The sequence below is a fragment of the Pseudomonas sp. D1HM genome (assembly GCF_019266105.1).
GTDB classification, from domain to species: Bacteria; Pseudomonadota; Gammaproteobacteria; order Pseudomonadales; family Pseudomonadaceae; genus Aquipseudomonas; species Aquipseudomonas taetrolens.
The window spans coordinates 130,423-152,853 of record NZ_LRMN01000003.1 but is presented as its reverse complement, the minus strand read 5'-3'; the positions used below and the strand labels follow the sequence as shown (position 1 = coordinate 152,853).

Genomic DNA, 22,431 nt, shown 5'->3' with positions numbered 1-22,431 from the left:
ATCAGCGGTGTCTAGTCTTTAGGCCTGGCGTGACTGGCCAGGCGCTCAAGCGCGGCACGCAGCGCCGGGTCGGTGATGCCGTCGGCGGTGGCCTGGATGGTTTGTGCGGCATCGACCGAAAGATCAAGCGTGTGTCCGGCCACTTTGGCCAGTACGGTTGGCGGCTGCACTTTAAACAGGATCCGGGTCAGGCTGGCGAATTCGTCGAACGCTTGCAGCTGGCGTTGCAGGCGCTTTTGCTGATAGCGCAGGCGGGTGGCCCAGTGACCGTCAGTGACGATCAACAACAGGCTGCCTTCGCGCCATGAGGCGACGTGGCAATGTTCACGTGCAGCGGGCTGGAGCTGGCTTTCGAGCAGGCGCTGCAGATGCGCCAGCCGTTTGGCATGGCCAAAAATGGCTTTTAGGGGCTTGGCCTCGCGGAGCAGAACGGAAGGGGCCCGTGCTGGATGTGGGCGAAATGCCATGTTCAAACACCTGAGAAAACAGAGCTGCAATCTTAGCAGAAACCGCCTGCTCCACTCGAAGGCATCCTGATTTCACGGACTTTATTTGTGAAATCAATGAGTAACTTCTGCACATCGTGGGTTGAAGTTCAGCAAAAAGGCCTTATTTTAGTGAGGCCCCGTCACAACGCTGCACCAGTATCGTGGAATAACGCCACTTTCCTCACCGACGTTTCCGGGTAGAATGCTCGTTCGCATGCGGCCATCAGGGCTGCTCGGGCGACTCACGGGGCCGCCCTCCATCCCTATGTGTGGAAGATCCTGCCGATATGTTTGCGCCTTTGTTAAAGAAACTTTTTGGAAGCAAGAACGAGCGCGAAGTTAAACGCATGCTCAAGACGGTACAGGTCGTCAATGCCTTTGAAGAGCAAATGGTTGCTCTGACTGATGAGCAGTTGCGCGCCAAGACCGAAGAGTTCAAGGCCCGCATAGCTAAAGGTGAGACCCTCGATCAACTGCTGCCGGAAGCATTTGCGGTATGCCGCGAAGCCGGTAAGCGTGTCATGGGCATGCGCCACTTCGACGTACAGCTGATCGGTGGCATGACCTTGCATGAAGGCATGATCGCAGAAATGCGCACCGGTGAAGGCAAGACCTTGGTAGCAACCCTGGGGGTTTACCTCAACGCGTTGTCCGGCAAGGGCGTGCACGTTGTTACCGTGAACGATTACCTCGCACGTCGGGATGCCAACTGGATGCGTCCGCTTTACGAATTCCTGGGCCTTACGGTGGGTATCGTCACGCCGTTCCAGCCGCCTCAGGAAAAACGTGAGGCCTACGCTGCCGACATCACGTATGGCACCAACAACGAGTTTGGCTTCGATTACCTGCGCGACAACATGGCTTTCAGCATGGAAGAAAAATTCCAGCGCGAGCTAAATTTCGCCGTGATCGACGAAGTCGACTCGATTCTGATCGACGAAGCCCGTACCCCGCTGATCATCTCCGGTCAGGCCGAAGACAGTTCCAAGCTCTACACCGAGATCAACAAACTGATCCCGCGCCTTGAGCAGCACATCGAGGAAGTGGAAGGCGAGGTCACCAAGGCCGGCCATTTCACGATCGATGAGAAGACCCGCCAGGTCGAGCTGAACGAAGCCGGTCACCAGTTCGTTGAAGACATGCTGACCCAGATCGGCTTGCTCGCCGAGGGCGAAAGCCTGTACTCGGCGCATAACCTGGGCCTGCTGACCCATGTGTATGCGGCGCTGCGTGCCCACAAACTGTTCAACCGCAACGTTGAATACATCGTGGAAGACGGTCAGGTACTGCTGGTCGACGAGCACACGGGCCGTACGATGCCCGGTCGTCGTCTGTCCGAAGGCCTGCACCAGGCCATCGAAGCGAAGGAAGGCCTGAACATCCAGGCCGAGAGCCAGACACTGGCCTCCACAACCTTCCAGAACTACTTCCGTCTGTACAACAAGCTGTCCGGCATGACCGGTACGGCTGACACCGAAGCGTTCGAGTTCCACCAGATCTACGGTCTGTCGGTGATGGTCATCCCGCCGAACAAGCCGCTGGCCCGTAAGGATTTCAACGACCTGGTATTCCTCACCGCGGACGAAAAGTACGCGGCGATCGTAGCCGACATCAAGGACTGCATGGCCAAGGGCCGTCCGGTACTGGTGGGTACGGCCACCATCGAAACCTCCGAGCACATGTCCAGGCTGTTGAACAAGGAAGGCATCGAGCACAAGGTTCTGAACGCCAAGTTCCACGAAAAAGAAGCCGAGATCATTGCCCAGGCCGGTCGTCCGGGTGCACTGACCATCGCCACCAACATGGCCGGTCGTGGTACCGACATCCTGTTGGGCGGTAACTGGGAGGTGGAAGTCGCTTCTCTTGAGAATCCGACCCCGGAACAGATCGCCCAGATCAAGGCCGACTGGCAAAAACGTCACCAGCAAGTGCTGGAGTCCGGTGGCCTGCACGTGATCGCTTCCGAGCGTCACGAGTCGCGCCGTATCGATAACCAGCTGCGTGGTCGTGCCGGCCGTCAGGGTGACTCGGGTTCCAGCCGTTTCTACCTGTCGCTTGAAGACAGCCTGATGCGTATCTTCGCCTCTGACCGGGTGAAGAATTTCATGAAGGCCCTGGGCATGCAGTCTGGCGAAGCGATCGAGCACCGCATGGTGACCAACGCCATCGAAAAGGCTCAGCGCAAGGTTGAAGGTCGCAACTTCGACATTCGTAAGCAATTGCTGGAGTTCGATGACGTCAACAACGAACAGCGTAAAGTGATTTATCACATGCGTAACACGTTGCTGGCTGCCGACAACATCGGTGAAACCATCGCTGACTTCCGCAAGGACGTGCTCGACAGCACGATCAACGCGCATATCCCGCCTCAATCGTTGCCGGAGCAGTGGGACGTGACAGGGCTCGAAGCCGCACTAGAAAGCGGTTTCGGTGTGAAGCTGCCGATCCAGCAATGGCTCGACGAAGATGATCACCTGTACGAAGAAACCCTGCGTGAGAAGCTGCTGGCTGAACTGATCGCCGCTTACAACGAGAAAGAAGAGCAGGCCGGTGCTGATGCGCTGCGCACGTTCGAGAAACAGATCGTCCTGCGTGTACTGGACGACCTGTGGAAAGACCACCTGTCGACCATGGACCACCTGCGTCACGGTATCCACCTGCGTGGTTATGCGCAGAAGAACCCGAAGCAGGAGTACAAGCGCGAGTCGTTCAACCTGTTCTCCGAGCTGCTTGACTCGATCAAACGCGACTCGATCCGTGTGCTGTCGCATGTGCAGGTTCGCCGTGAAGATCCGGTCGAAGAAGAAGCCCGTCTGCGTCAGGAAGCTGAAGAGCTGGCTTCCCGCATGCAGTTCCAGCATGCGGAGGCGCCAGGCCTTGATCAGCCCGACGCCCTGAGCGAAGTGCTGGAAGGCGCCGAGGTCTCTGAGGTTGCAACACCGACCGAGCCTGTCCGGAGCGAGCCGAAACTGGGTCGCAACGAGCTGTGCTACTGCGGCTCGGGCAAAAAATTCAAGCACTGCCACGGGCAAATCAATTAAAGCCCGCTTCAACTGCTGAAACACCTGCGCCGCGACCGGCATTAGCCGTCGCGGCGTTTTACCATTGAATTCACCGTCCCCTTGCGACGGCGCATATTTTATTTAGGAGCGCATCATGGCTGTTGGTCTTGGTCCTTTGCCCACTTTGCACCCGGTGGCCGGTTTTGAACTTGGCATTGCATCAGCAGGCATCAAACGTCCAGGGCGCAAGGATGTGGTGGTGATGCGCTGTGCCGAAGGCTCCAGCGTTGCCGGCGTGTTCACGTTGAACGCATTTTGTGCAGCACCGGTCATTTTGGCCAAGCAACGGGTACAGGGGCCAGTTCGTTACCTGCTGACCAATACCGGCAATGCCAACGCCGGCACCGGTGAGCCCGGGCTGGTTGCGGCCACGCGCACCTGCGCCAGACTGGCCGAGTTGACCGGTGTCGATGCCAGCGCCGTGTTGCCATACTCCACAGGCGTTATCGGTGAGCCATTGCCGGTCGAGAAAATCGAAGGCGCATTGCAGGCGGCGCTGGATGACCTCTCGGAAAACAACTGGGCCCAGGCCGCTACAGGGATCATGACCACCGACACCCTGCCCAAAGGGGCCAGCCGTCAGTTTGAGCACGACGGCATCACCGTCACCGTGACGGGCATCAGCAAGGGCGCCGGGATGATTCGTCCGAACATGGCAACCATGCTCGGCTATATCGCCACGGATGCCCGGGTTTCCCGCGATGTGCTGCAAAACCTGTTGCTCGATGGTGCGAACAAGTCGTTCAACCGCATTACGATCGATGGTGATACGTCGACCAATGACTGCTGCATGTTGATCGCCACCGGCAAGACCAGCCTGCCTGAAATCACCGAGGCCAGCGGCCCGTTGTTCGCTGCCCTGAAAAAGGCCGTACTGGAAGTCTGCATGGAAGTGGCCCAGGCCATCGTGCGTGACGGCGAGGGCGCGACCAAGTTCGTGACCGTTGAAGTGAATGGCGGTGGCAACCATCAGGAATGCCTGGACGTGGGTTACACCGTGGCACACTCGCCACTGATCAAAACGGCGCTGTTCGCCTCTGACCCCAACTGGGGTCGTATTCTCGCCGCTGTCGGGCGTGCCGGTGTCCCTGACCTGGATGTGAGCAAGATCGATGTATTCCTCGGCGAAGTGTGCATTGCCAGCGGTGGTGCCCGTTCGGCCACCTACACCGAGGAGCAGGGTTCTGCGGTGATGGCCCGTGAGGAAATCACGATCCGGATCGAACTGGGTCGTGGCGACTGCAGCGAAACGATCTGGACCACGGACTTGTCCCATGAATACGTGAAAATCAACGCCGAATACCGTACCTGAGTTGTCTCGACAATCACGGGCCGGCCAGTCGATGCTGTCGCGACCGGCGGGTGATTGTCGCCTCATTCTGTTCTCCCTCGTTGACTGAAGGTGCCTTCCCGTGAACTTCCACCTGATCATTGGCGACAAGTTGCATTCATCCTGGTCCTTGCGTGGCGCGCTGGCGCTGGATTTGGCGGGGGTGACGTATACCGAACAGATGATCAGGCTGGGGCAGGCCGATACCCGGGCGTTGCTGCTACAGCATTCGGCAACGGGCAAAGTACCGCTGCTGAAGACTGAGCACGGCACCATTGCCGACTCCCTGGCCATTGCGGAATACCTGAATGAGCGATTCCCGGCGGCGCAATTATGGCCGTCCGATATCGCGGCGCGGGCTCAGGCCCGATCGGCCTGTGCGCAAATGCACAGTGGTTTTTTCGGCCTGCGCAGCCATCTGCCCTTTGACTTGCAGCGTGACGAAGCGCTGGAGCCCATGCCGGTGGAGGCTCGGGCCGACATTGAGCGGATGGCTGCCTTGTGGGCGGAATGCCGTGCGGCGGCCACCGAGAGCGGTCCCTGGCTGTTCGGCCGGCGGAGCTTGGTGGATGCCTTTTTTGCACCGGTTGCTGTGCGACTTCGGACTTACAAAGTCGCGCTGTCGGCTGAAGATGAAGCTTATGTCGAGGCCATTTATCAATGGCCTGCGTTTAAAGCCTGGCAACAGGCCGGATTAGAGGAAGTGCAAGGGTGAAACGAGTTCATGTGGCTGCGGCCGTTATCCGCGGCGTCGATGGCAGGATCCTGATTGCCCGTCGCGCCGACACCCAGCACCAGGGCGGCCTGTGGGAGTTTCCCGGTGGCAAAGTGGAGGCAGGCGAGTCGGTCGAGGCGGCATTGGGTCGTGAGCTGAAAGAGGAGCTGGGTATCGTCGTCGAGGCGGCTCGACCCTTGATCCAGGTCCAGCATGATTATCCCGACAAACAGGTGCTTCTGGATGTGTGGGAGGTTTCGGCCTTCACGGGCGAACCCCACGGTGCAGAAGGCCAGCCATTGGCCTGGGTTGCTCAGCGCGAGCTGGCGGATTACGCGTTCCCGGCCGCTAACCAGCCGATAGTGGCGGCCGCCCGTTTACCTGATCAGTACCTGATTACCCCGGATGGCCTGGAAGCACCGGAGCTTCTTCGCGGGCTGCAGAAGGCCGTAGCAGGCGGGATCAAGCTGGTATCGCTGCGTGCCCCCAATGGTTATGACCCCAAGTACCGTGATTTGGCGGTAGATGCGACGGGCTTGTGTGCCGGCAAGGCGCAACTGATGCTCAAGGGGCCACTTGAATGGCTGGGGGATTTCCCGTCCGCCGGCTGGCATTTGACCGCCAAGCAACTGCGCAAGCTGGCTCCCAACGGCCGGCCTTTTCCCAAGACACGCTGGCTGGCAGCATCGTGCCATAACGCAGAAGAGTTGTTGTTGGCCGAACAGATGGACGTGGATTTCGTCACCCTGTCCCCGGTTTTGCCAACCGAGACCCATCCCGATGCAGAGCCTTTGGGTTGGGAGCATGTGCAACACCTGATCGCTGATTTCAGCAAACCGGTATTTCTGCTCGGTGGACTGGGTCCGGATGATCGTCAGCACGCATGGGCGATGGGCGCGCAGGGTATTGCAGGCATACGGGCGTTCTGGCCACAGGCCTGACTCTACAGGGCTCTGTAGCTGCTGCCGTGGGCTGCGATGGGTTTGAAAACCCTTCGGCCCTGTGCGCAGCTGCGGCAGCGGCTACACACACTGTTCGTCGCCGCCGTCAGCTTTGAGGCTTTGCTGCTGCTTGCCACAGTATCTCGGCAATTCCCTGGCGTCTGGCGATCAGGCGTGCGGCGACGAATAGCAGGTCAGACAAGCGATTGATATAAGCCAGCCCTACGCCAGCCAGCGGCTCCTGAGCGTTGAGCTGTTGGCAGCGTCGTTCGGCGCTGCGTGCCAGGCAGCGGCAGACATGGGCTTGGGCAATCAGGCTTGAGCCGCCGGGCAGGATGAAGTTTTCCAGCGGCCCCAATTCTTCGTTCCAGCGATCGATCGCAGTTTCCAGGCGTTCGATCTCTGTGGTGTCGAGCGCTTGGTACGCCGGCATGGCCAGTTCGCCGCCCAGGTCAAACAAGCGGTGCTGGCAAGGTTCGAGCACTTCAATCAGTTCGTTGAGCCCGGGGTGCTGCTGGCTGTGCTCGGCCAGTCCGGCCAGCAACACGCCAACCTGGCTGTTGAGCGTATCGACTTCACCGATGGCTTCAATCCGCGGATGATCCTTCGGCACGCGTCGACCATCACCCAGTCCGGTTTCGCCTTTGTCGCCCGTACGGGTGTAAATCTTCGATAAACGAAAGCCCATGTTTACAACTCCACCGTGGTTGATTCGTGTAGAGGCAGCAGATTACCGGCCAATGGCAGGCGCAGGGTAAAACAGGTGCCTTGTTCCAGGGTGGACTGTACTTCCATTTGGCCTTTATGGTTGTTGGTAATGATGAAGTAAGACACGGACAAGCCCAGCCCTGTGCCCTGGCCAACTTCCTTGGTGGTAAAAAAGGGTTCGAAAATCCGCTTGCGCACGTATTCCGGCATACCGGCGCCATTGTCCTCGACCTGTATTTCCGCCCAGGGTGGATTGAGCCTTGTGCGCAGGATGATCCGCCCAGGCTCGTGCGGGTCGCGGCGCTGGTGAATCGCCTGGGCGGCGTTTTTCAGCAGGTTGAGCAGGACTTGTTCCAGCTCGTTGGGAATGCCGGGGACGGGGCCGAGCTGGGGGTCGAACTGGCGGGTAATGGCATGTCCCTTGAAGTCAAAACCGATGGCCAGGTCAAAGTCATTGCTGGCGATGTCCACGGCCTGATCGATCAGGGCCGATAAGTCGCAGGGGCTCATTTGCCGGTTGCTGCGTCGGCTGAAACTGAGCATGTGGGTGACGATTTTAGCGGCCCTGGCGCCAGCCTGTTGAATGCCGTCGAGCAGCTCCGGCACTTCCCGCGCCTGCAGATACTGGCTGATGGCATTCAGGTCTATTCCGGCCTGTGCCGCCTGCTCGATATTCTTGGGCAGATCGCTCGACAGGCGTCGGCGAATGTTCTGCACGTTGTGCAGGATGGCGCCCAACGGATTATTGATTTCATGTGCCATTCCGGCTGCCAGGCCGCCGACAGATAGCATCTTTTCTGATTGCACCATCATGTCTTCCATCGACAGGCGCTGGCTAATGTCGTCGATTCGAATCACCACCCCGCGTCCGCTTCCCCCCATCAGCGGGTAGAACGTCAGGGCGTAGTGCCGTGCTTCGTCACCGTGGCCCCAGGTCACGCGCTCGATCTTGGTGACCTGGTGGTGGGCGATGGTGTCCTTGAGCTGTGGCACGAAGGGTTGCAACGGCTCAAAGGCGAGGTAAATCAGCTGATTCATGGCTTCATTCAACGGCGTTCCCGAAAGCGCGCTGGCCTCCTGATTCCATTGCGTGACATAAAGCTGCTCGTCCAGTGCAATCAAGGCCGAGGGCATGGAGTCGATGATGCAGTTCAGATAGTTCTGGAAGCCGGTGAGGGTTTTTTCGATTTTGCTTCGAACCTGAACCTCTTTCTCCAGCTTGCGATTGGTATGGCGGGTTTCTTCGGCCAGTGTCTGGGCTTGATCGTAAGCCCCTCGGGCTTCGTCTCTTGCGCGCTTGAGTTCCTGTTCGCGCGCTTCAATGCGCGACAGCATGGTATTGAACGCTTCTGCCAGGTTGCCGATTTCATCGTTATTGCCGGGAACGGCGCGCAAGGCGTAGTTCTCTTCCCGGGTGACCTGGCGAGACAATTCCTCAAGTCGATGGATAGGCTGGGTAATCAGGCGCTTGATCTGCCGGGCCACGGCAAACCACAGTAAAACGCTGAAGACCAGTATCCCCAGGCTTGCAGCGAATGTGCCGGTATAAAACGCGGTGGGCAGTTCACTGCTGGCTATCAACAGCAAGTGTCCGGGGGGCTGGTCGCCGTTGGGCAGGGGGGTGAGGTGATTGCTGCGCAACTCCGTCAGGCGCCAGGCTTCAATCTGGTGATAGTGATTGGGGAGGTGCAGGTGCTCACCCTGTTGCAGCTGCGCCAGTCGATTGCCGGTACTGTCATATATGGCCGCGGCTCGCAGAGGGGCATAGCTGCCGATTTCTGTAAGCAATGCGTGGGCGTCTTCGGGGCTGTTCAGCGCTCTGGCGATAAGGGCCGGGTTTGAGGTCAGCCTGCCCAGGGTCTGCAAGGCTTGCGGGGCGGTACTTTCATGGGAAATCCAGTAAGCCACGCTGATAAACGTCAAGTTGGCCACCAGCAGGACCGTTGTCAGCAGCACAAGGAGGGCGGCCAGCAACTTCTGGCCGACCGGCAGGTTTTCAAGGCGCTGGCGCAAGGGCATAGGATGGCCGCATAAAGAGGAACACGCCTTCAGGGTAGCGCGGGCCTCAGTTAGAGGGCAATCCGCGCCGTTGCAGGTGCTCGGTCAGCCGCTGGTACAGGTGCTCCAGGTGGGGCAGCGCGAGCTGTTGACGGCGGGCGGCTGCGCAGGCGTAACCCAGCAGGTAACTGATTTCGGTGCGCCGACCCTGGGCCACGTCCTGGTGCATCGAAGAGTAGTTGTTGGCGGTGGCCTCGATAACCCGGTTCACTTCATCGCTGAGGTCGATGGCTGCTTCGGGTTGTCCGCAACCCTCAAGCAAGGTGGCCAGTTCGGCGCATAAGATTTCGACCTCGGTGCGGTGGGCTTTCAAGCCGCCATTCCGGCAATCATGGAGCACCGTCAGGGGATTGATTGCACAGTTAAGGGCAAGTTTTCGCCACAGGCGGCCGACAATGTTCGAGCTCCACTCATGGCGGATACCACTGCGTTGAAGTTCGTCGAGCCACAGCGGTGCGGGGCCCTGATGGGCGTCACCGAGCCAGGTATTGCCGTGCCCGGCAAACACTGTGCGCCAGTCGCCATCACGAAAGGCGCCTTCGGTGCTGGAGGCAAAGATGCAGCGCGCGTGCGGAACGCGTTCGGCAACGGCTTGCTGGCTGCCCAGGCCGTTTTGCAGCAGGATCAGCTCGGCATCAGGGCTAAGCCGTACGGCGATCTGCGCAACGGCACGTTCGGCGTCATAGGCTTTGCAAGTGACCAGCAAGCGCCGGATCGGTTCGTCGTCTTCAGGGAGCTGGGCGCCGATGGGCAGTCGTTGCGCCTGGTCGCCCTCAACCAGCGTCAACCCTTGAGCCGCTTGGTAGGCTTTCAGTCGCGCCGGGTTGCGTACAATCAGCCGGACCGGAAAACCCGCTCGTGCCAGCCGTGTGGCCCACAACGTCCCCATGCTTCCGGCACCCAGAATGTGCCAGAGTCCGGATGCTCGGGGTGACGAATCGGCAGCAGTTTGTGGGGTGGATGCGTTTGGCATGTGTGCTCGCAAGTGATTGAGGTCGAAGAACCGCTATAATGCCCGCGCATTTTAACTGTCAGGCCAGGCGCGCTCCATCTGTGTTGAGCGTGCCCTTTTACTATTGGAGAAAATCACATGCCGTCGTTCGACGTGGTATCCGAACTGGACAAGCACGAAGTCACCAACGCCGTCGAAAACGCCGTCAAGGAACTGGATCGCCGTTATGACCTCAAGGGCAAGGGCTCTTTTGAGTTTAAAGAGAAGGACCTGACGGTGAACCTGACCGCTGAAGCTGACTTCCAGCTGGAAGCAATGATCGAGATCCTCAAGCTGGCATTGGTCAAGCGCAAGATCGACGTTCAGTGCCTTGAGGTCAAGGATGCTTATGCGTCAGGCAAGCTGATGAAGCAGGAAGCCGTGCTTAAAGAAGGCATTGATAAAGAGATGGCGAAGAAGATCGTCGCTCATGTCAAAGATGCCAAGCTCAAGGTCCAGGCTGCCATTCAGGGTGAGCAGGTACGTATCACCGGCAAGAAGCGTGATGACCTGCAAGAGGCAATCGCTGCCTTGCGCGCCAAGACCTTCGACCTGCCGCTGCAATTCAACAACTTCCGCGACTGATCACGGGGGCTAAAGCAGTCCTTTCGCACCGTAATGGCGCGACCAAGGGGGCTGCGGGAACCTATGGCCAGCATCGGCGTCCGTATTTCCCGGGTAATGCAGAAACGATTGAGCGTTATCCGCTCAATCGTCTCGCTGAATAAATGATATGCCGGGTTTCGGTAGAAGGAGAGATAAATGGATTTGAACACTGAAGTCGACCAATTGATCAAGGCCTCAGAGGCCTGGATTCCGATGATCATGGAATACGGCAGCCGTGTTTTATTGGCGTTGGTCACGCTGGCAATAGGCTGGTGGTTGATCAATCGGGTAACCTCCAAGCTGGCGCATTTGCTGGCGCTGAGAAAGGCTGACCAGGCGCTGCAAGGCTTTATCAGTAACCTGGCCAATATCATTCTCAAGATATTGCTGGTGGTCAGCGTCGCTTCAATGATCGGCATCCAGACGACGTCGTTCGTGGCAGCCATCGGTGCGGCAGGCCTGGCCATTGGCCTGGCGTTGCAGGGTAGCCTGGCAAACTTTGCAGGCGGGGTACTGATTCTGTTGTTCCGCCCGTTCAAGATCGGTGACTGGATCGAAGCCCAAGGCGTGAGCGGAACCGTTGACAGCATTCAGATTTTTCACACGGTGCTGCGTACCGGTGACAATAAAACCGTCATCGTGCCGAACGGCAATCTGTCCAACGGCATCATCACTAACTACAACCGTCAGCCGACGCGCAAGGTGGTGTTCGATGTGGGTGTGGATTACGACGCGGACCTGCAAAAGGTACGTGAAGTGCTGCTGACGTTGGCCGATGATCCGCGCGTGCTGAAGGATCCTGAGCCTGTCGCAGTCGTGACGGCTTTGGGCGACAGTGCAATCACCGTGTCGCTGCGTGTTTGGGTGAACACCCCGGATTACTGGGATGTGCTGTTCATGTTCAACGAACGCTCTCGTGATCGCTTGAAGGCGGCAGGTGTTGATATTCCTTTTCCGCAGCGTGTGATTCGCGTGGTTCAGGAAGCTGGCGCGCAATAAACCGTGAGGTAGCGTTACGAGCAACCTCTGATTAACGCAAATTAGAGGGTGTGCATATTAAAGGGGCCATGGCCCCTTTAATTGTTTTTGTCGTCAGTGAAATACACCGGTAGCAGAGCAATAATCCATACTGATAATTACTTGCATTAAACTTAGTTGGTTAGCTTGCTATATATCGGTATCGACAGCCCGGGCATAAAAAAGCCACGCACCTTATACAAGGGCGTGGCTTTTTATTGAACCGGACTTGTGATTATGCCCGAAGGCGGTAATTACAAGATATTCAATGGGTACTCAACGATGACGCGAACGTCGTTGGTGTCTGTACCGTAGTTGCTGGTAGTCCGATAAATCGCGCTACGCAGACGGAAAGACAGGTCTTTGGCCGGGCCTTCCTGCAACACGTATTTGCTTTCGAAGTTGAACTCGTGCTCTTTGCCTTCGCCTTCGCTTGTGGAGATGTTGTCACCCTTCACGTAGCGAGCCATGAAGCTCAGGCCTGGAACGCCGTAGCTGGCCATGTTCAGGTCGTAGCGACCTTGCCATGAACGCTCGTCCTTGCCGTTAAAGTCGGAGTACTGCACGGAGTTGGCGAGGAAGATGGTGCCGCCGCCGTCAACGCCGTAGTAGTAACCGCTGTCACCGCTGGAGCGCTGGTGAGCGATGGTGAACTTGTGAGCGCCAAGGCTATAGGCAGCTGCCAGGCTCCAGATTTTGTTGTCAACGTCGCCTGCCAGTTCCTTGCCTTCGCTCGAAGTCAGGTAGCCGTTGAAGTCGAAGTTCAGGGCTTGGGAATCGTTGATAGGCAGGGTGTAGTTCAGGTTGGCGTACTGCTTCTTGAAGTAGTCTTCAACATCGGATGCAGCCACGCCACCGACCAGGTTGTCAGTGAACTGGTAGGTCGCACCGGCAATGTTTGCCGATGTCATATGCAGGCTGTCGCGGTACATGCCGGTCTGCGAGCTCATGCCGGTGAAACGGCCAGCGCTCAGTTCCAGGCCTTCGATTTCCTTGCTGGTGAGCAAGGTGCCGGTAGCGACTTCTGGCAGCAGGCGGCTGTCGTCAGTAGAGAGAACCGGGCTGGCAACGAACTGGTTACCGTACTTCAGAACGGTGTCGGACAAGCGCATCTTCACCGCGCCGCCAATCTTGGACTGAGTGTCTTCCGGGGAGCCGTCGCTGTCGGTGGCGAACAGACCGTTACCTGCGCGGCCACCGCCGCCGTCCAGGCGTACTGTACCCATGGCGAACGCATCAACACCCACGCCAACGGTGCCTTGAGTGAAGCCGGACTCGTAGTTGAGCAGCTCGCTCAGGCCCCAGGATTCACGGTAGCCGCTTTTAAAGCCGCCGCCCGGTTTTGCAATATTGCCCCCACCGTTGCGGAAGTCGCGATTCATGTACAGCATGCGGGTTTTGGAAGTCAGCGAGCTGTCTTCAATGAAACCTTTGGATTCGTCCTGGGACGAAGCCATTGCGAACTGAGTTGTGCCGGCTGAAACAGCCAGGGCGATCATGCTCCACTTCATCACGCGCATCGTGATTTGCTCCTTTGGTTTTTAGGAAGAGTACTGCCGTCCCACCTGAATTTATTATCTGGGGCGGCTCTTTCTTTTTGTGTCGGCGCAAACTTATATCACGCCGGCCATGTTGGCGATACTTGCCCTCAAAAGCTTTCGGCTTCTTTACGGCATGTCGCAAATTGCACCCTACATGTCGCAAGCGCGTAGCGTTGTGCAGTGTTCCAGTATGTTTTCAGTGAGGGATGCGCGTGTAAAAAAACACGTGCACAGTCATTGAAATCGCCTTGTCCTTAAGGTCCGGCTATTATTGTTTGTCGCCAGGCTTACAGCACTCCGGCTGAGGCCCTGAGGACGATGGCGATACCTCATGCAACAAGCATGCTCAAGTTGCCCTGAGGGTTGAAAAATAATGCATTCCGGCTTTTTTTGGCGAATCTGCTCGGGAGGCGCTCGAATAAAACGTTGAAAATGTAAAACGGGTCACGGGTTTTTTCGTTGCAAGGTCAAATGCCGGTGCTGATCGAATCTGCAAAGCGTTACCGGTTACCTCTTGTTGGGGTGCTTGGTGACATTTAAGTGCACTCATAGCGCCCTGGATGTGCAGTTTTGGTGCATGCCTGTTTCTGTGCCGCAAGGGCTGCACGGGTCTGCATCCGCTGGCGTGCAGGTGCCGGTTGAGGTGATGTGGGCGCCAATCAGGCGTATCCTGCTGCTCTGTCGCTTGGCGGTTGATGCAGATGATCGGGCATCGTGTTGAGCTTAAATTACCGGTCAAACAGGAGAGTCTCCCGTGTTCGTTATGGATACACGCCTTCAAGAGGATACGTGGCTGATAGGGGACTTCCCCTTGTGCCGTTTGCTGCTTTCCAATGATTCGAATTACCCCTGGTTCATTCTGGTGCCGCGACGCGAGGGTATAAGCGAGTTGTTTCAATTGAATGACCACGATCAACAGCTGATGTGGAATGAAACGACGGCTTTGGCGCAGGTGCTGAAAGAAGTGTTTGGTGCGGATAAAATGAACGTCGCCACGCTGGGTAATGTGGTCAGTCAATTGCACATGCATGTGATTGTCCGTTACCAGGCAGACGTGGCATGGCCCGGACCGGTCTGGGGCAAGCATCCCGCGAAGCCGTATACGCGTGATCAGGTGTGTGCAATCCGCGACAGGCTCAAGCCGGTTCTTGACGCAGGCTTCACATTTTCGGAGGGTGAGTCATGACGCTCGAAGCTCGGGTGATGGATCTTGAAAGTCGACTGGCTTTTCAGGATGACACCATTCAGGCCTTGAATGATGTGCTGGTAGCGCAACAGAACGCTGTTGACCGTTTGCAAATGCAGATGACTGCCTTGCTCAAGCGTCAGGAAGAAATGGGTGGGCAGTTCGAGTCGTTCGAGGAAGAAGCGCCGCCCCCGCATTACTAGATCATCAGGCAATAAAAAACCGCGAAGCAGCCTGGCTGATCGCGGTTTTTTTTCAGGCTGGAATCAGCGGCGTGGCAAAGCTGCAATCACATCTTCAGCTTGCAGGCCTTTGTCGCGGTTCATTACGGAGAACTCAACGCGCTGTCCTTCTACCAATACGCGATGACCTTCGCCTCGAATGGCGCGAAAGTGGACAAAAATGTCATCGCCGGAATCTCGGGAAATAAAACCGAAACCCTTGGACGTATTGAACCACTTTACAGTGCCTGTATCGCGGTTGGTCATGTCATAGCTCTGCGAGGCTGCAGAGGGAGAAGACTTGTAGAAGCTGACTGCCAGATGAAGCAGAACGGCAATGACTGCGGGTACGAGACCCAGCAGGACTGCAGGTTGCTCGCCGATCGGCAGCAGAAGGCCGAAGAGCGTCAGCGTTTGCAGGACCACGGAAAGAACCATCAGGGCACTGACCAGGTTTTGCAGTTGATGACGCGGGCCTTTGTTCCAGAAGGGAATCACTGGCGCCAGTGTCAGGTTAAGCAGGCCAAGGAAAGCCAGGTACAGCGCATCGGCATGTTGGAGGTAAGGTACAGCGTCGGATTGCAGGCTGGGAATGAAGGACAGCAGCAAGGCAGCTGCGCCCGTTAGCAGGTGGACGATTTTCAACATTTCAATTAACTCACATTAAGACGGATCAGCAAGGAAGAGCTGATGGCGCACGGTTCGCTTCTGAAAAAAATGGAGGCGCCGGACACGTACGGGGCATCAGCCTATGCGCCCTCCCCAGAGACTTGGTGAAGGCGACACGCTGCCTATTTAACAGCAAAGCTTGGGCCTTCTCAAATTAAGCGTAAGGCAGCGTCTGTGAGAAGCATTACGCAGGGCGGTCCGAATTATCTGTACTTATCATGAAAGCATTGTCCTAGACATTCGTAGCCTTTTTCTGGGGTCCAGACTGATCGGAATGGGAAGAGTTGGAGTGCCTCAGCTCAAACGCTGGGGCGACCGCTGGTCGTTTTCTTTGGTTTAAGTAAGTTGGCTAGTTTGAGGTTGCTCTGCAAAGTATGGGCGACAGTCGGTCGTGTTCGTCCGGTAATGAAACTTCGAAGTCGTGCTGCGCCCCGTTAAGTTGTCGTGCGTGCTCTATGGCGCCCGCACTATTGTTTGGAGAGTAAATGAAAGGTTAGGTGTTTTATGTGCGGGTATATGACGTGGATCGTCAGGGTTCAGGTTCGGTCGTTTGCTGCCCGGGAGTTATCAGCAGGCGGTGAGTACCGAAAGACGGTGGTGCTGTACGGAGGGGGGGAGGCTCATGCGGCGGCAGTCGGGGTGGCGGGGTGCGCAGTGTCTGATGCGGTGTCGGGCTGTGTCTGAGGCTGCCGGCAGGATCACATTCTTCAGTTGCACCAAGAGCCCTCCTACGTATTTGAGGGGAGGATCCGCTGGAAGGGAATTCTTGCATGATGTTTTTATGAGGTGCGTCTTTAAATAAAAGTTTATGGGTTAACAACAGTTGCAAGGGAGTGCTTTGAATATGGGACGGTTAGTTCGGCAGGAGAGTGCCGGTGGCAGGATGCTGCAAAGAGTTCGGGTCGACCCTGTAGTTCTTGATTTTGGCATGGCGTTGGCCCAGCCACTTTCACGGTCGGTCAGGCTGAACGGTTTTGCCACGTGTTTACGGCTGGAAGAAGTGTATTGGGAAGTATTGTCTGATATTTCCCGTATTAACGATTGCTCCATCAATGCACTGCTGTCTTACATCGACAGATAAGTTCACTTGCGCCATGGCGGTGTAAAAAATTTCAGCGGGCTCATTCGGGTTGTCTGCGTCATGCATCTCCTCAAGGCTGGGCGTGTTGCACGGGGAGGGGGGCATGCACAGGTGTTTGTGAGCTGAAGGAGGGGGTGAGAACGCGAGGTCGTGTTCGGTGGCTTGTAATCTTTCGGTATTCGTGATGCATTTAGGGCGCAATGGCTCTCATGCGGCTGCAATGGCTCGATTTACCAGATATAATCACGCGCTTTGCTGCGTGGCCCTCTATAAGGGTTGCCGCTAACGGATTGTCGAGACACGCCAATGCCCATGTACGATTACCAATGCGCTTCCTGTGGTCATCAGCTGGAAGCCATTCAAAAGATCAGTGACTCACCGCTGGTTGATTGTCCTGCCTGCCAGGCCCCTGAGTTGAAGAAGATGCTGTCCATGCCTGGCTTCCGCCTCAGCGGTACAGGCTGGTATGAAACAGACTTCAAGACAGGCTCGAAAAAGAATCTGGCAGGCGGCGACAAGTCCGACTGAGGTTGAACGAACGCAGTCAGAACACAAGCGGGCTCTTGCAATGCTCACGGCACCGACGGTGCGCAAGACCTCCACCGAATTTCGAATTACGAGAAGTGAAACCACTATCATGATGCGCAGCCATTATTGCGGCCAACTGAACGAAAGCCTGGAAGGCCAGGAAATTACCCTTTGCGGATGGGTCCACCGTCGCCGCGACCACGGTGGGGTGATTTTCCTCGATATCCGTGATCGTGATGGTCTGGCTCAAGTGGTATTCGACCCGGATCGCGCTGAAACCTTCGCTGCGGCAGACCGTGTGCGCAGTGAGTATGTCGTCAAGGTCACCGGCAAGGTGCGCCTGCGTCCCGCCGGTGCCGGCAACGCCAACATGGCGTCGGGCATGATCGAAGTTCTGGGCTACGAACTCGAAGTCCTGAACGAAGCCGAGACCCCGCCATTCCCGCTCAACGAATTCTCTGACGTTGGCGAAGAAACCCGCCTGCGTTATCGCTTCATTGACCTGCGTCGTCCAGAAATGCTCGAAAAGCTGCGTCTGCGTTCGCGCATGACCACCAGCATTCGTCGCTACCTGGACGAAAACGGCTTCCTGGACGTTGAAACACCTATCCTGACCCGTGCCACCCCTGAAGGTGCGCGTGACTACCTGGTGCCGAGCCGTACCCACGCCGGGTCTTTCTTTGCCCTGCCGCAATCGCCACAGCTGTTCAAGCAATTGCTGATGGTGGCCGGTTTTGACCGTTACTACCAGATCGCCAAGTGCTTCCGCGACGAAGACCTGCGTGCCGACCGTCAGCCTGAGTTCACTCAGATCGACATCGAAACCAGCTTCCTCGATGAAAAAGACATCATGGGCCTGACCGAAGGCATGATCCGCAACCTGTTCAAGGAAGTGCTGGATCTGGAGTTCGGTGAATTCCCGCACATGACTTTTGAAGAAGCCATGCGCCGTTACGGCTCCGACAAACCCGACCTGCGTAACCCGCTGGAACTGGTTGACGTTGCCGACCAGCTTAAAGATGTGGACTTCAAGGTGTTCAGCGGCCCGGCCAACGATCCCAAGTGCCGCATCGCCGCCCTGCGAGTACCGGGCGCCGGCAGCATGCCGCGCAAACAGATCGACGACTACACCAAGTTCGTCAGCATCTACGGTGCCAAAGGCCTGGCGTACATCAAGGTCAACGAGCGCGCCAAAGGTGTTGAAGGTCTGCAGTCGCCTATCGTTAAAAACATCCCTGAAGCCAACCTGAACGTGATCCTCGATCGTGTGGGTGCGGTTGATGGCGACATCGTGTTCTTCGGTGCCGACAAGGCCAAGATCGTTAGCGAAGCCCTGGGCGCCCTGCGCATCAAGGTCGGTAATGACCTGAACCTGCTGACGTGCGAGTGGGCACCGATGTGGGTTGTCGACTTCCCGATGTTCGAAGAAAACGATGACGGCAGCTTCAGCGCGTTGCACCACCCGTTCACCGCGCCTAAATGCTCGCCTGAAGAGCTTGAAGCCAACCCTGCCACTGCGCTGTCCCGTGCCTATGACATGGTGCTGAACGGTACTGAGCTGGGTGGCGGTTCGATCCGTATCCACCGCAAGGAAATGCAGCAAGCTGTTTTCCGCCTGCTGGGTATCGAAGAGTCGGAACAGGAAGAGAAATTCGGCTTCCTGCTGGATGCCCTGAAGTACGGCGCACCGCCGCACGGTGGTCTGGCCTTCGGTCTGGATCGTCTGGTGATGCTGATGACTGGCGCTCAATCGATTCGTGAAGTGATTGCCTTCCCGAAAACCCAGAGCGCCGCCTGCGTCATGACCCAGGCCCCGGGCCTGGTTGATGCCAAGGCACTGCGCGAGTTGCACATTCGTTTGCGCGAACAGCCTAAGGCAGAGTAAGTCTGACCTTCAAAGGCGCATCTCCGGATGCGCCTTTGTCATTGGGTCGAGAATTTTTATTGCCGGCCCCGGTCTCACCCGGGGTTCGACAACGTGGCATAAAAGGATTCGGAGTAGGTTATGGCAGGTCATTCTAAGTGGGCGAATATCAAGCACCGCAAAGAGCGTCAGGATGCCAAAAAAGGCAAGATTTTCACCAAGTGGATTCGTGAACTGACCGTTGCAGCCCGTCAGGGCGGCGCTGATCCGGGTTCCAACCCGCGTTTGCGCCTGGCCCTGGACAAGGCCTTGGGCGCAAACATGAGTCGCGACATCATTGATCGTGCGGTTGCTCGAGGTGCTGGGGCGGCTGACACTGACGACATGGTCGAGCTGAGCTACGAGGGATATGGCCCGGGTGGTGTAGCGGTCATGGTTGAATGCATGACAGATAACCGTAACCGTACAGCCGCCGCAGTGCGTCATGCGTTCAGCAAGTGCGGTGGCAATCTGGGAACAGACGGCTCTGTGGCGTATCTGTTCGAGCGCAAGGGGCAGATCTCCTATGCGGCGGGTGTTGATGAAGACGCTTTGATGGAAGCGGCGATGGAGGCGGATGCCGACGATGTCGTGACCAATGAAGATGGCTCCATTGACGTATTCACGTCGTTCTCGGGTTTCTATGCCGTGCGCAATGCCCTTGAGGCCGCTGGCTTTACGCCCGCTGACGCCGAAATCGTGATGTTGCCGACCACCAGCGCCGAGCTGGACCTGGAGGGCGCGGAAAAGGTACTCAAGCTGATCGACATGCTTGAAGACCTGGACGACGTGCAAAACGTGTACTCCAATGCTGAAATTCCTGATGCAGTCCTGGAACAGCTAGCCTGATACCTTGCTGTAATCCTTGAGGCCGGAGGTGCAACGCCGCGAAAATCGTGTGCTGTGCACCTCCGGCTTCTGCCTTTAAGCTGTCCGGGTTTGTGCCCGTGGGCATCACTTCATAAGCTGCAGGCGTTATGACTCTTATTCTTGGTATCGATCCTGGTTCGCGAATCACTGGCTACGGCGTGGTACGGGACACCGGGCGTGGCTGTGTGTATGTGGCTTCGGGTTGTATTCGTACAGGCAGTGGCGAGTTGCATGAGCGGTTGCAGATCGTCTATCGCGGAGTACGCGAGGTCATCCAGACCTACGGGCCGGTCACGATGGGCATCGAAAAAGTGTTTATGGCCCGCAATGCCGACTCGGCGTTGAAGCTGGGGCAGGCACGGGGTGCTGCCATTGTGGCGGGTGCCGAAGAGAACCTTGAGATTGCCGAATACTCGGCCACTCAGGTCAAGCAGGCGGTGGCAGGGACGGGGGGCGCCAACAAAGAGCAGGTGATGATGATGGTCATGCACTTGCTCAAGCTCACCACCAAGCCGCAAATCGATGCCTCGGATGCCCTGGCGATTGCTCTATGCCATGCGCATACCCGCTCCAGCCTGTTGCCCCATGGTTTGGGTGCTGCGCGTAGCCGGGGTGGGCGCTTGAGGTTGTGAGACGCTTTTTATAATGAATTCGAGCTTGCTGGCAGCGTTTCATCTGCAATGATGAAACGCTGCCGCTCTACTTGTCAGCCATTGATCTGGCCAGAGAAAAGGATCTGAAACGTGATTGGACGCTTGCGCGGGACTCTGGCTGAAAAACAGCCGCCGCACCTGATTCTTGATGTAAACGGCCTGGGGTATGAGCTCGAAGTGCCAATGACCACGCTTTATCGGCTGCCTTCCCTGGGAGAGCCGCTAACCTTGCATACGCATCTGGTGGTTCGCGAAGACGCCCAATTGCTCTATGGTTTCATTGGCAAGCGTGAGCGTGATTTTTTTCGTGAGCTGATACGCCTTAACGGTGTTGGCCCCAAACTGGCCCTGGCATTGATGTCCAGTCTGGAGGTTGATGAGCTGGTCCGGTGCGTGCAGGCTCAGGACACGTCGGCGCTGACCAAGGTGCCGGGTGTCGGCAAGAAGACAGCTGAGCGGTTATTGGTTGAACTCAAGGATCGTTTCAAGGCATGGGAACAAGTGCCAAGCATGTTTGCGCTGGTCCCCAACCAGCCCGACGCACCGGCACCCGTGGCCAGTGCCGAAAGCGATGCGGTCAGCGCCTTGATTTCCCTTGGCTACAAGCCACAGGAGGCGAGCAAGGCCGTCTCGGCGATCAAGGACAAGACATTGAGCAGTGAAGACATGATTCGCCGTGCCCTTAAGGGAATGATTTAAGTGATTGAAGCCGATCGTTTGATAACCGCCTCCAGCGGGCGAGACCGGGAAGAGGTTCAGGATCGGGCAATCCGCCCTTTGAGCCTGGCTGACTACATTGGCCAGCCAACGGTGCGCGAGCAGATGGAGCTGTTTATCCAGGCCGCTCGCGGACGTTCCGAGTCGTTGGATCACACGCTGATTTTCGGCCCTCCGGGGCTGGGTAAAACCACGCTCGCCAATATCATTGCCCAGGAAATGGGGGTGTCGATCAAGAGCACCTCGGGTCCGGTACTGGAGCGTCCGGGTGATCTGGCGGCGTTGCTGACCAATCTGGAGCCGCACGACGTTCTGTTCATCGATGAAATCCATCGTTTGTCACCCATCGTCGAGGAGGTTCTTTACCCGGCGATGGAGGACTTTCAGCTCGACATCATGATTGGCGAGGGGCCGGCGGCCCGTTCGATCAAGCTTGATCTGCCGCCGTTTACTCTGGTGGGGGCGACCACGCGGGCCGGGATGCTGACCAACCCGTTACGCGACCGTTTTGGCATTGTTCAGCGGCTTGAGTTTTACAGCACGGATGACCTGGCGACGATCGTCTCGCGTTCGGCCACTATTTTCGGCTTGCCGCTGGATCCCGAGGGCGCCTACGAGATTGCCCGCCGCGCGCGCGGAACGCCGCGAATTGCCAATCGCCTCTTGCGGCGTGTCCGGGATTTCGCTGAAGTACGCGCCAAGGGGCATATCACCAAGTCGGTGGCAGACCTGGCGCTGAACCTGCTGGACGTTGATGAACATGGTTTTGATCATCAGGACCGGCGCTTGCTGTTGACCATGATTGAAAAATTCGATGGCGGGCCCGTCGGTATCGACAGTCTCGCAGCGGCAATCAGTGAAGAGCGCCATACGATTGAAGATGTGCTGGAGCCTTATCTGATTCAACAGGGCTACATTATGCGTACGCCTCGCGGTCGTGTTGTGACCCGTCATGCGTATTTGCACTTCGGCTTGAACATTCCGTCCCGTATGGGCGAGATGCCGACCTCGGATGAGTTTTTGAACGCGTTGGGTGATTAATAAGCCCTTCGAGGTCGATTTTTTGAGGGTTTTTGATGTCACAGGGACGGGTGTTAAAAATCCCGGGTCTTAAAGGCCGGGAAAGAGTGAAAAAACAGTCGTTTG

The 22,431-nt window shown here is 57.2% G+C and carries 20 protein-coding genes and 1 pseudogene; 15 read left to right on the top strand and 6 right to left on the bottom strand.

The window, feature by feature from the left end; all coding sequences use genetic code 11:
- Positions 1-11 precede the first annotated feature (11 nt).
- Positions 12-467 carry a DUF721 domain-containing protein gene (locus AWM69_RS03805; RefSeq protein ID WP_131652803.1) on the bottom strand — a complete coding sequence of 152 codons (456 nt, stop codon included), beginning with the start codon at positions 465-467 and terminating at the stop codon, positions 12-14.
- Positions 468-775: 308 nt separating this feature from the next.
- Here AWM69_RS03805 and secA point away from each other — a divergent pair, with 308 nt between their 5' ends.
- From secA to AWM69_RS03785, 4 genes are all read left to right on the top strand, one after another.
- Positions 776-3,529 carry a preprotein translocase subunit SecA gene (gene secA, locus AWM69_RS03800; protein WP_131652804.1) on the top strand — a complete coding sequence of 918 codons (2,754 nt, stop codon included), beginning with the start codon at positions 776-778 and terminating at the stop codon, positions 3,527-3,529.
- 115 nt (positions 3,530-3,644) lie between these two features.
- A complete protein-coding gene (gene argJ / locus AWM69_RS03795) occupies positions 3,645-4,862 on the top strand; it encodes a bifunctional glutamate N-acetyltransferase/amino-acid acetyltransferase ArgJ (protein WP_218725805.1) in 1,218 nt (405 codons plus the stop codon).
- A 100-nt stretch (positions 4,863-4,962) separates the two neighbouring features.
- Positions 4,963-5,595 carry a glutathione S-transferase family protein gene (locus AWM69_RS03790; RefSeq protein WP_218725804.1) on the top strand — a complete coding sequence of 211 codons (633 nt, stop codon included), beginning with the start codon at positions 4,963-4,965 and terminating at the stop codon, positions 5,593-5,595.
- Entirely contained in the window at positions 5,592-6,536 is a 945-nt protein-coding gene (locus tag AWM69_RS03785; RefSeq protein ID WP_218725803.1) for a Nudix family hydrolase, read from the top strand. Before AWM69_RS03790 ends, AWM69_RS03785 begins: the two co-directional genes overlap by 4 nt.
- A gap of 106 nt (positions 6,537-6,642) precedes the next feature.
- On the opposite strand, the gene AWM69_RS03780 is transcribed toward AWM69_RS03785, so the two are convergent.
- Genes AWM69_RS03780 through AWM69_RS03770 form a run of 3 tightly spaced genes read right to left on the bottom strand, consistent with a single transcriptional unit; the run spans position 6,643 to position 10,275 of the window.
- Complete coding sequence (locus tag AWM69_RS03780) at positions 6,643-7,224, bottom strand: cob(I)yrinic acid a,c-diamide adenosyltransferase (RefSeq protein WP_131652808.1); 582 nt, start codon at positions 7,222-7,224, stop codon at positions 6,643-6,645.
- Between the two features lie 2 nt (positions 7,225-7,226).
- Positions 7,227-9,263 (bottom strand): ATP-binding protein, encoded by a 2,037-nt coding sequence (locus AWM69_RS03775; RefSeq protein ID WP_218725802.1) that lies wholly within the window; start codon positions 9,261-9,263, stop codon positions 7,227-7,229.
- Between the two features lie 46 nt (positions 9,264-9,309).
- The gene (locus AWM69_RS03770) at positions 9,310-10,275 is read right to left on the bottom strand and encodes a putative 2-dehydropantoate 2-reductase (RefSeq protein ID WP_218725801.1); all 966 of its coding nucleotides are present in this window, start codon (positions 10,273-10,275) and stop codon (positions 9,310-9,312) included.
- A gap of 117 nt (positions 10,276-10,392) precedes the next feature.
- Between AWM69_RS03770 and AWM69_RS03765 the strand changes: the two genes are divergently transcribed.
- Both AWM69_RS03765 and AWM69_RS03760 read left to right on the top strand, forming a co-directional pair.
- Positions 10,393-10,878, top strand: a complete 486-nt coding sequence (locus AWM69_RS03765; RefSeq protein ID WP_048379301.1) for a YajQ family cyclic di-GMP-binding protein — start codon at positions 10,393-10,395, stop codon at positions 10,876-10,878.
- A gap of 177 nt (positions 10,879-11,055) precedes the next feature.
- Positions 11,056-11,898 (top strand): mechanosensitive ion channel family protein, encoded by an 843-nt coding sequence (locus AWM69_RS03760; protein ID WP_218725800.1) that lies wholly within the window; start codon positions 11,056-11,058, stop codon positions 11,896-11,898.
- Positions 11,899-12,170: 272 nt separating this feature from the next.
- On the opposite strand, the gene AWM69_RS03755 is transcribed toward AWM69_RS03760, so the two are convergent.
- Entirely contained in the window at positions 12,171-13,436 is a 1,266-nt protein-coding gene (locus AWM69_RS03755) for an OprD family porin (RefSeq protein ID WP_218725799.1), read from the bottom strand.
- Between the two features lie 775 nt (positions 13,437-14,211).
- Here AWM69_RS03755 and AWM69_RS03750 point away from each other — a divergent pair.
- Both AWM69_RS03750 and AWM69_RS03745 read left to right on the top strand, forming a co-directional pair.
- A complete protein-coding gene (locus tag AWM69_RS03750; RefSeq protein ID WP_048379307.1) occupies positions 14,212-14,643 on the top strand; it encodes an HIT domain-containing protein in 432 nt (143 codons plus the stop codon).
- Positions 14,640-14,846: a SlyX family protein gene (locus tag AWM69_RS03745; RefSeq protein ID WP_095029646.1), complete on the top strand. Its 207-nt coding sequence runs from the start codon at positions 14,640-14,642 to the stop codon at positions 14,844-14,846. The genes AWM69_RS03750 and AWM69_RS03745 overlap by 4 nt, the downstream gene beginning before the upstream one ends.
- Positions 14,847-14,909: 63 nt before the next feature.
- Here AWM69_RS03745 and AWM69_RS23005 read toward each other — a convergent pair whose 3' ends face one another.
- Positions 14,910-15,512, bottom strand: coding sequence for a cold-shock protein (locus AWM69_RS23005; protein WP_048379309.1), 603 nt, complete (start codon positions 15,510-15,512; stop codon positions 14,910-14,912).
- 865 nt (positions 15,513-16,377) lie between these two features.
- Between AWM69_RS23005 and AWM69_RS03735 the strand changes: the two are divergent.
- The 7 genes and pseudogenes from AWM69_RS03735 (at position 16,378) to ruvB (ending at position 22,326) form a co-directional block, all read left to right on the top strand.
- A pseudogene (locus AWM69_RS03735) lies at positions 16,378-16,740 on the top strand (ribbon-helix-helix domain-containing protein).
- 180 nt (positions 16,741-16,920) lie between these two features.
- Complete coding sequence (locus AWM69_RS03730) at positions 16,921-17,142, top strand: FmdB family zinc ribbon protein (protein ID WP_003441220.1); 222 nt, start codon at positions 16,921-16,923, stop codon at positions 17,140-17,142.
- A 109-nt stretch (positions 17,143-17,251) separates the two neighbouring features.
- Entirely contained in the window at positions 17,252-19,027 is a 1,776-nt protein-coding gene (gene aspS / locus AWM69_RS03725; protein WP_131652812.1) for an aspartate--tRNA ligase, read from the top strand.
- 120 nt (positions 19,028-19,147) lie between these two features.
- On the top strand, positions 19,148-19,894 hold the full coding sequence (locus tag AWM69_RS03720) for a YebC/PmpR family DNA-binding transcriptional regulator (RefSeq protein WP_048379317.1): 747 nt from the start codon (positions 19,148-19,150) through the stop codon (positions 19,892-19,894).
- Between the two features lie 128 nt (positions 19,895-20,022).
- Complete coding sequence (gene ruvC / locus AWM69_RS03715; RefSeq protein ID WP_131652813.1) at positions 20,023-20,547, top strand: crossover junction endodeoxyribonuclease RuvC; 525 nt, start codon at positions 20,023-20,025, stop codon at positions 20,545-20,547.
- Positions 20,548-20,658: 111 nt separating this feature from the next.
- Positions 20,659-21,267 carry a Holliday junction branch migration protein RuvA gene (ruvA, locus tag AWM69_RS03710; RefSeq protein WP_048379320.1) on the top strand — a complete coding sequence of 203 codons (609 nt, stop codon included), beginning with the start codon at positions 20,659-20,661 and terminating at the stop codon, positions 21,265-21,267.
- A complete protein-coding gene (ruvB, locus tag AWM69_RS03705; RefSeq protein WP_218725798.1) occupies positions 21,268-22,326 on the top strand; it encodes a Holliday junction branch migration DNA helicase RuvB in 1,059 nt (352 codons plus the stop codon).
- Positions 22,327-22,431 lie beyond the last annotated feature (105 nt).

What these genes read in the sequence shown, in the direction of transcription:
- AWM69_RS03745 (WP_095029646.1), top strand. Translation starts at nt 14,640, where the DNA reads ATGACGCTCGAAGCTCGGGTGATGGATCTTGAAAGTCGACTGGCTTTT.
- aspS (WP_131652812.1), top strand. Translation starts at nt 17,252, where the DNA reads ATGATGCGCAGCCATTATTGCGGCCAACTGAACGAAAGCCTGGAAGGC.
- AWM69_RS03720 (WP_048379317.1), top strand. Translation starts at nt 19,148, where the DNA reads ATGGCAGGTCATTCTAAGTGGGCGAATATCAAGCACCGCAAAGAGCGT.
- AWM69_RS03775 (WP_218725802.1), bottom strand. Translation starts at nt 9,263, where the DNA reads ATGCCCTTGCGCCAGCGCCTTGAAAACCTGCCGGTCGGCCAGAAGTTG.
- AWM69_RS23005 (WP_048379309.1), bottom strand. Translation starts at nt 15,512, where the DNA reads ATGTTGAAAATCGTCCACCTGCTAACGGGCGCAGCTGCCTTGCTGCTG.
- AWM69_RS03765 (WP_048379301.1), top strand. Translation starts at nt 10,393, where the DNA reads ATGCCGTCGTTCGACGTGGTATCCGAACTGGACAAGCACGAAGTCACC.
- argJ (WP_218725805.1), top strand. Translation starts at nt 3,645, where the DNA reads ATGGCTGTTGGTCTTGGTCCTTTGCCCACTTTGCACCCGGTGGCCGGT.
- AWM69_RS03780 (WP_131652808.1), bottom strand. Translation starts at nt 7,224, where the DNA reads ATGGGCTTTCGTTTATCGAAGATTTACACCCGTACGGGCGACAAAGGC.
- AWM69_RS03770 (WP_218725801.1), bottom strand. Translation starts at nt 10,275, where the DNA reads ATGCCAAACGCATCCACCCCACAAACTGCTGCCGATTCGTCACCCCGA.
- AWM69_RS03805 (WP_131652803.1), bottom strand. Translation starts at nt 467, where the DNA reads ATGGCATTTCGCCCACATCCAGCACGGGCCCCTTCCGTTCTGCTCCGC.
- secA (WP_131652804.1), top strand. Translation starts at nt 776, where the DNA reads ATGTTTGCGCCTTTGTTAAAGAAACTTTTTGGAAGCAAGAACGAGCGC.
- AWM69_RS03760 (WP_218725800.1), top strand. Translation starts at nt 11,056, where the DNA reads ATGGATTTGAACACTGAAGTCGACCAATTGATCAAGGCCTCAGAGGCC.
- AWM69_RS03755 (WP_218725799.1), bottom strand. Translation starts at nt 13,436, where the DNA reads ATGCGCGTGATGAAGTGGAGCATGATCGCCCTGGCTGTTTCAGCCGGC.
- AWM69_RS03730 (WP_003441220.1), top strand. Translation starts at nt 16,921, where the DNA reads ATGCCCATGTACGATTACCAATGCGCTTCCTGTGGTCATCAGCTGGAA.
- ruvC (WP_131652813.1), top strand. Translation starts at nt 20,023, where the DNA reads ATGACTCTTATTCTTGGTATCGATCCTGGTTCGCGAATCACTGGCTAC.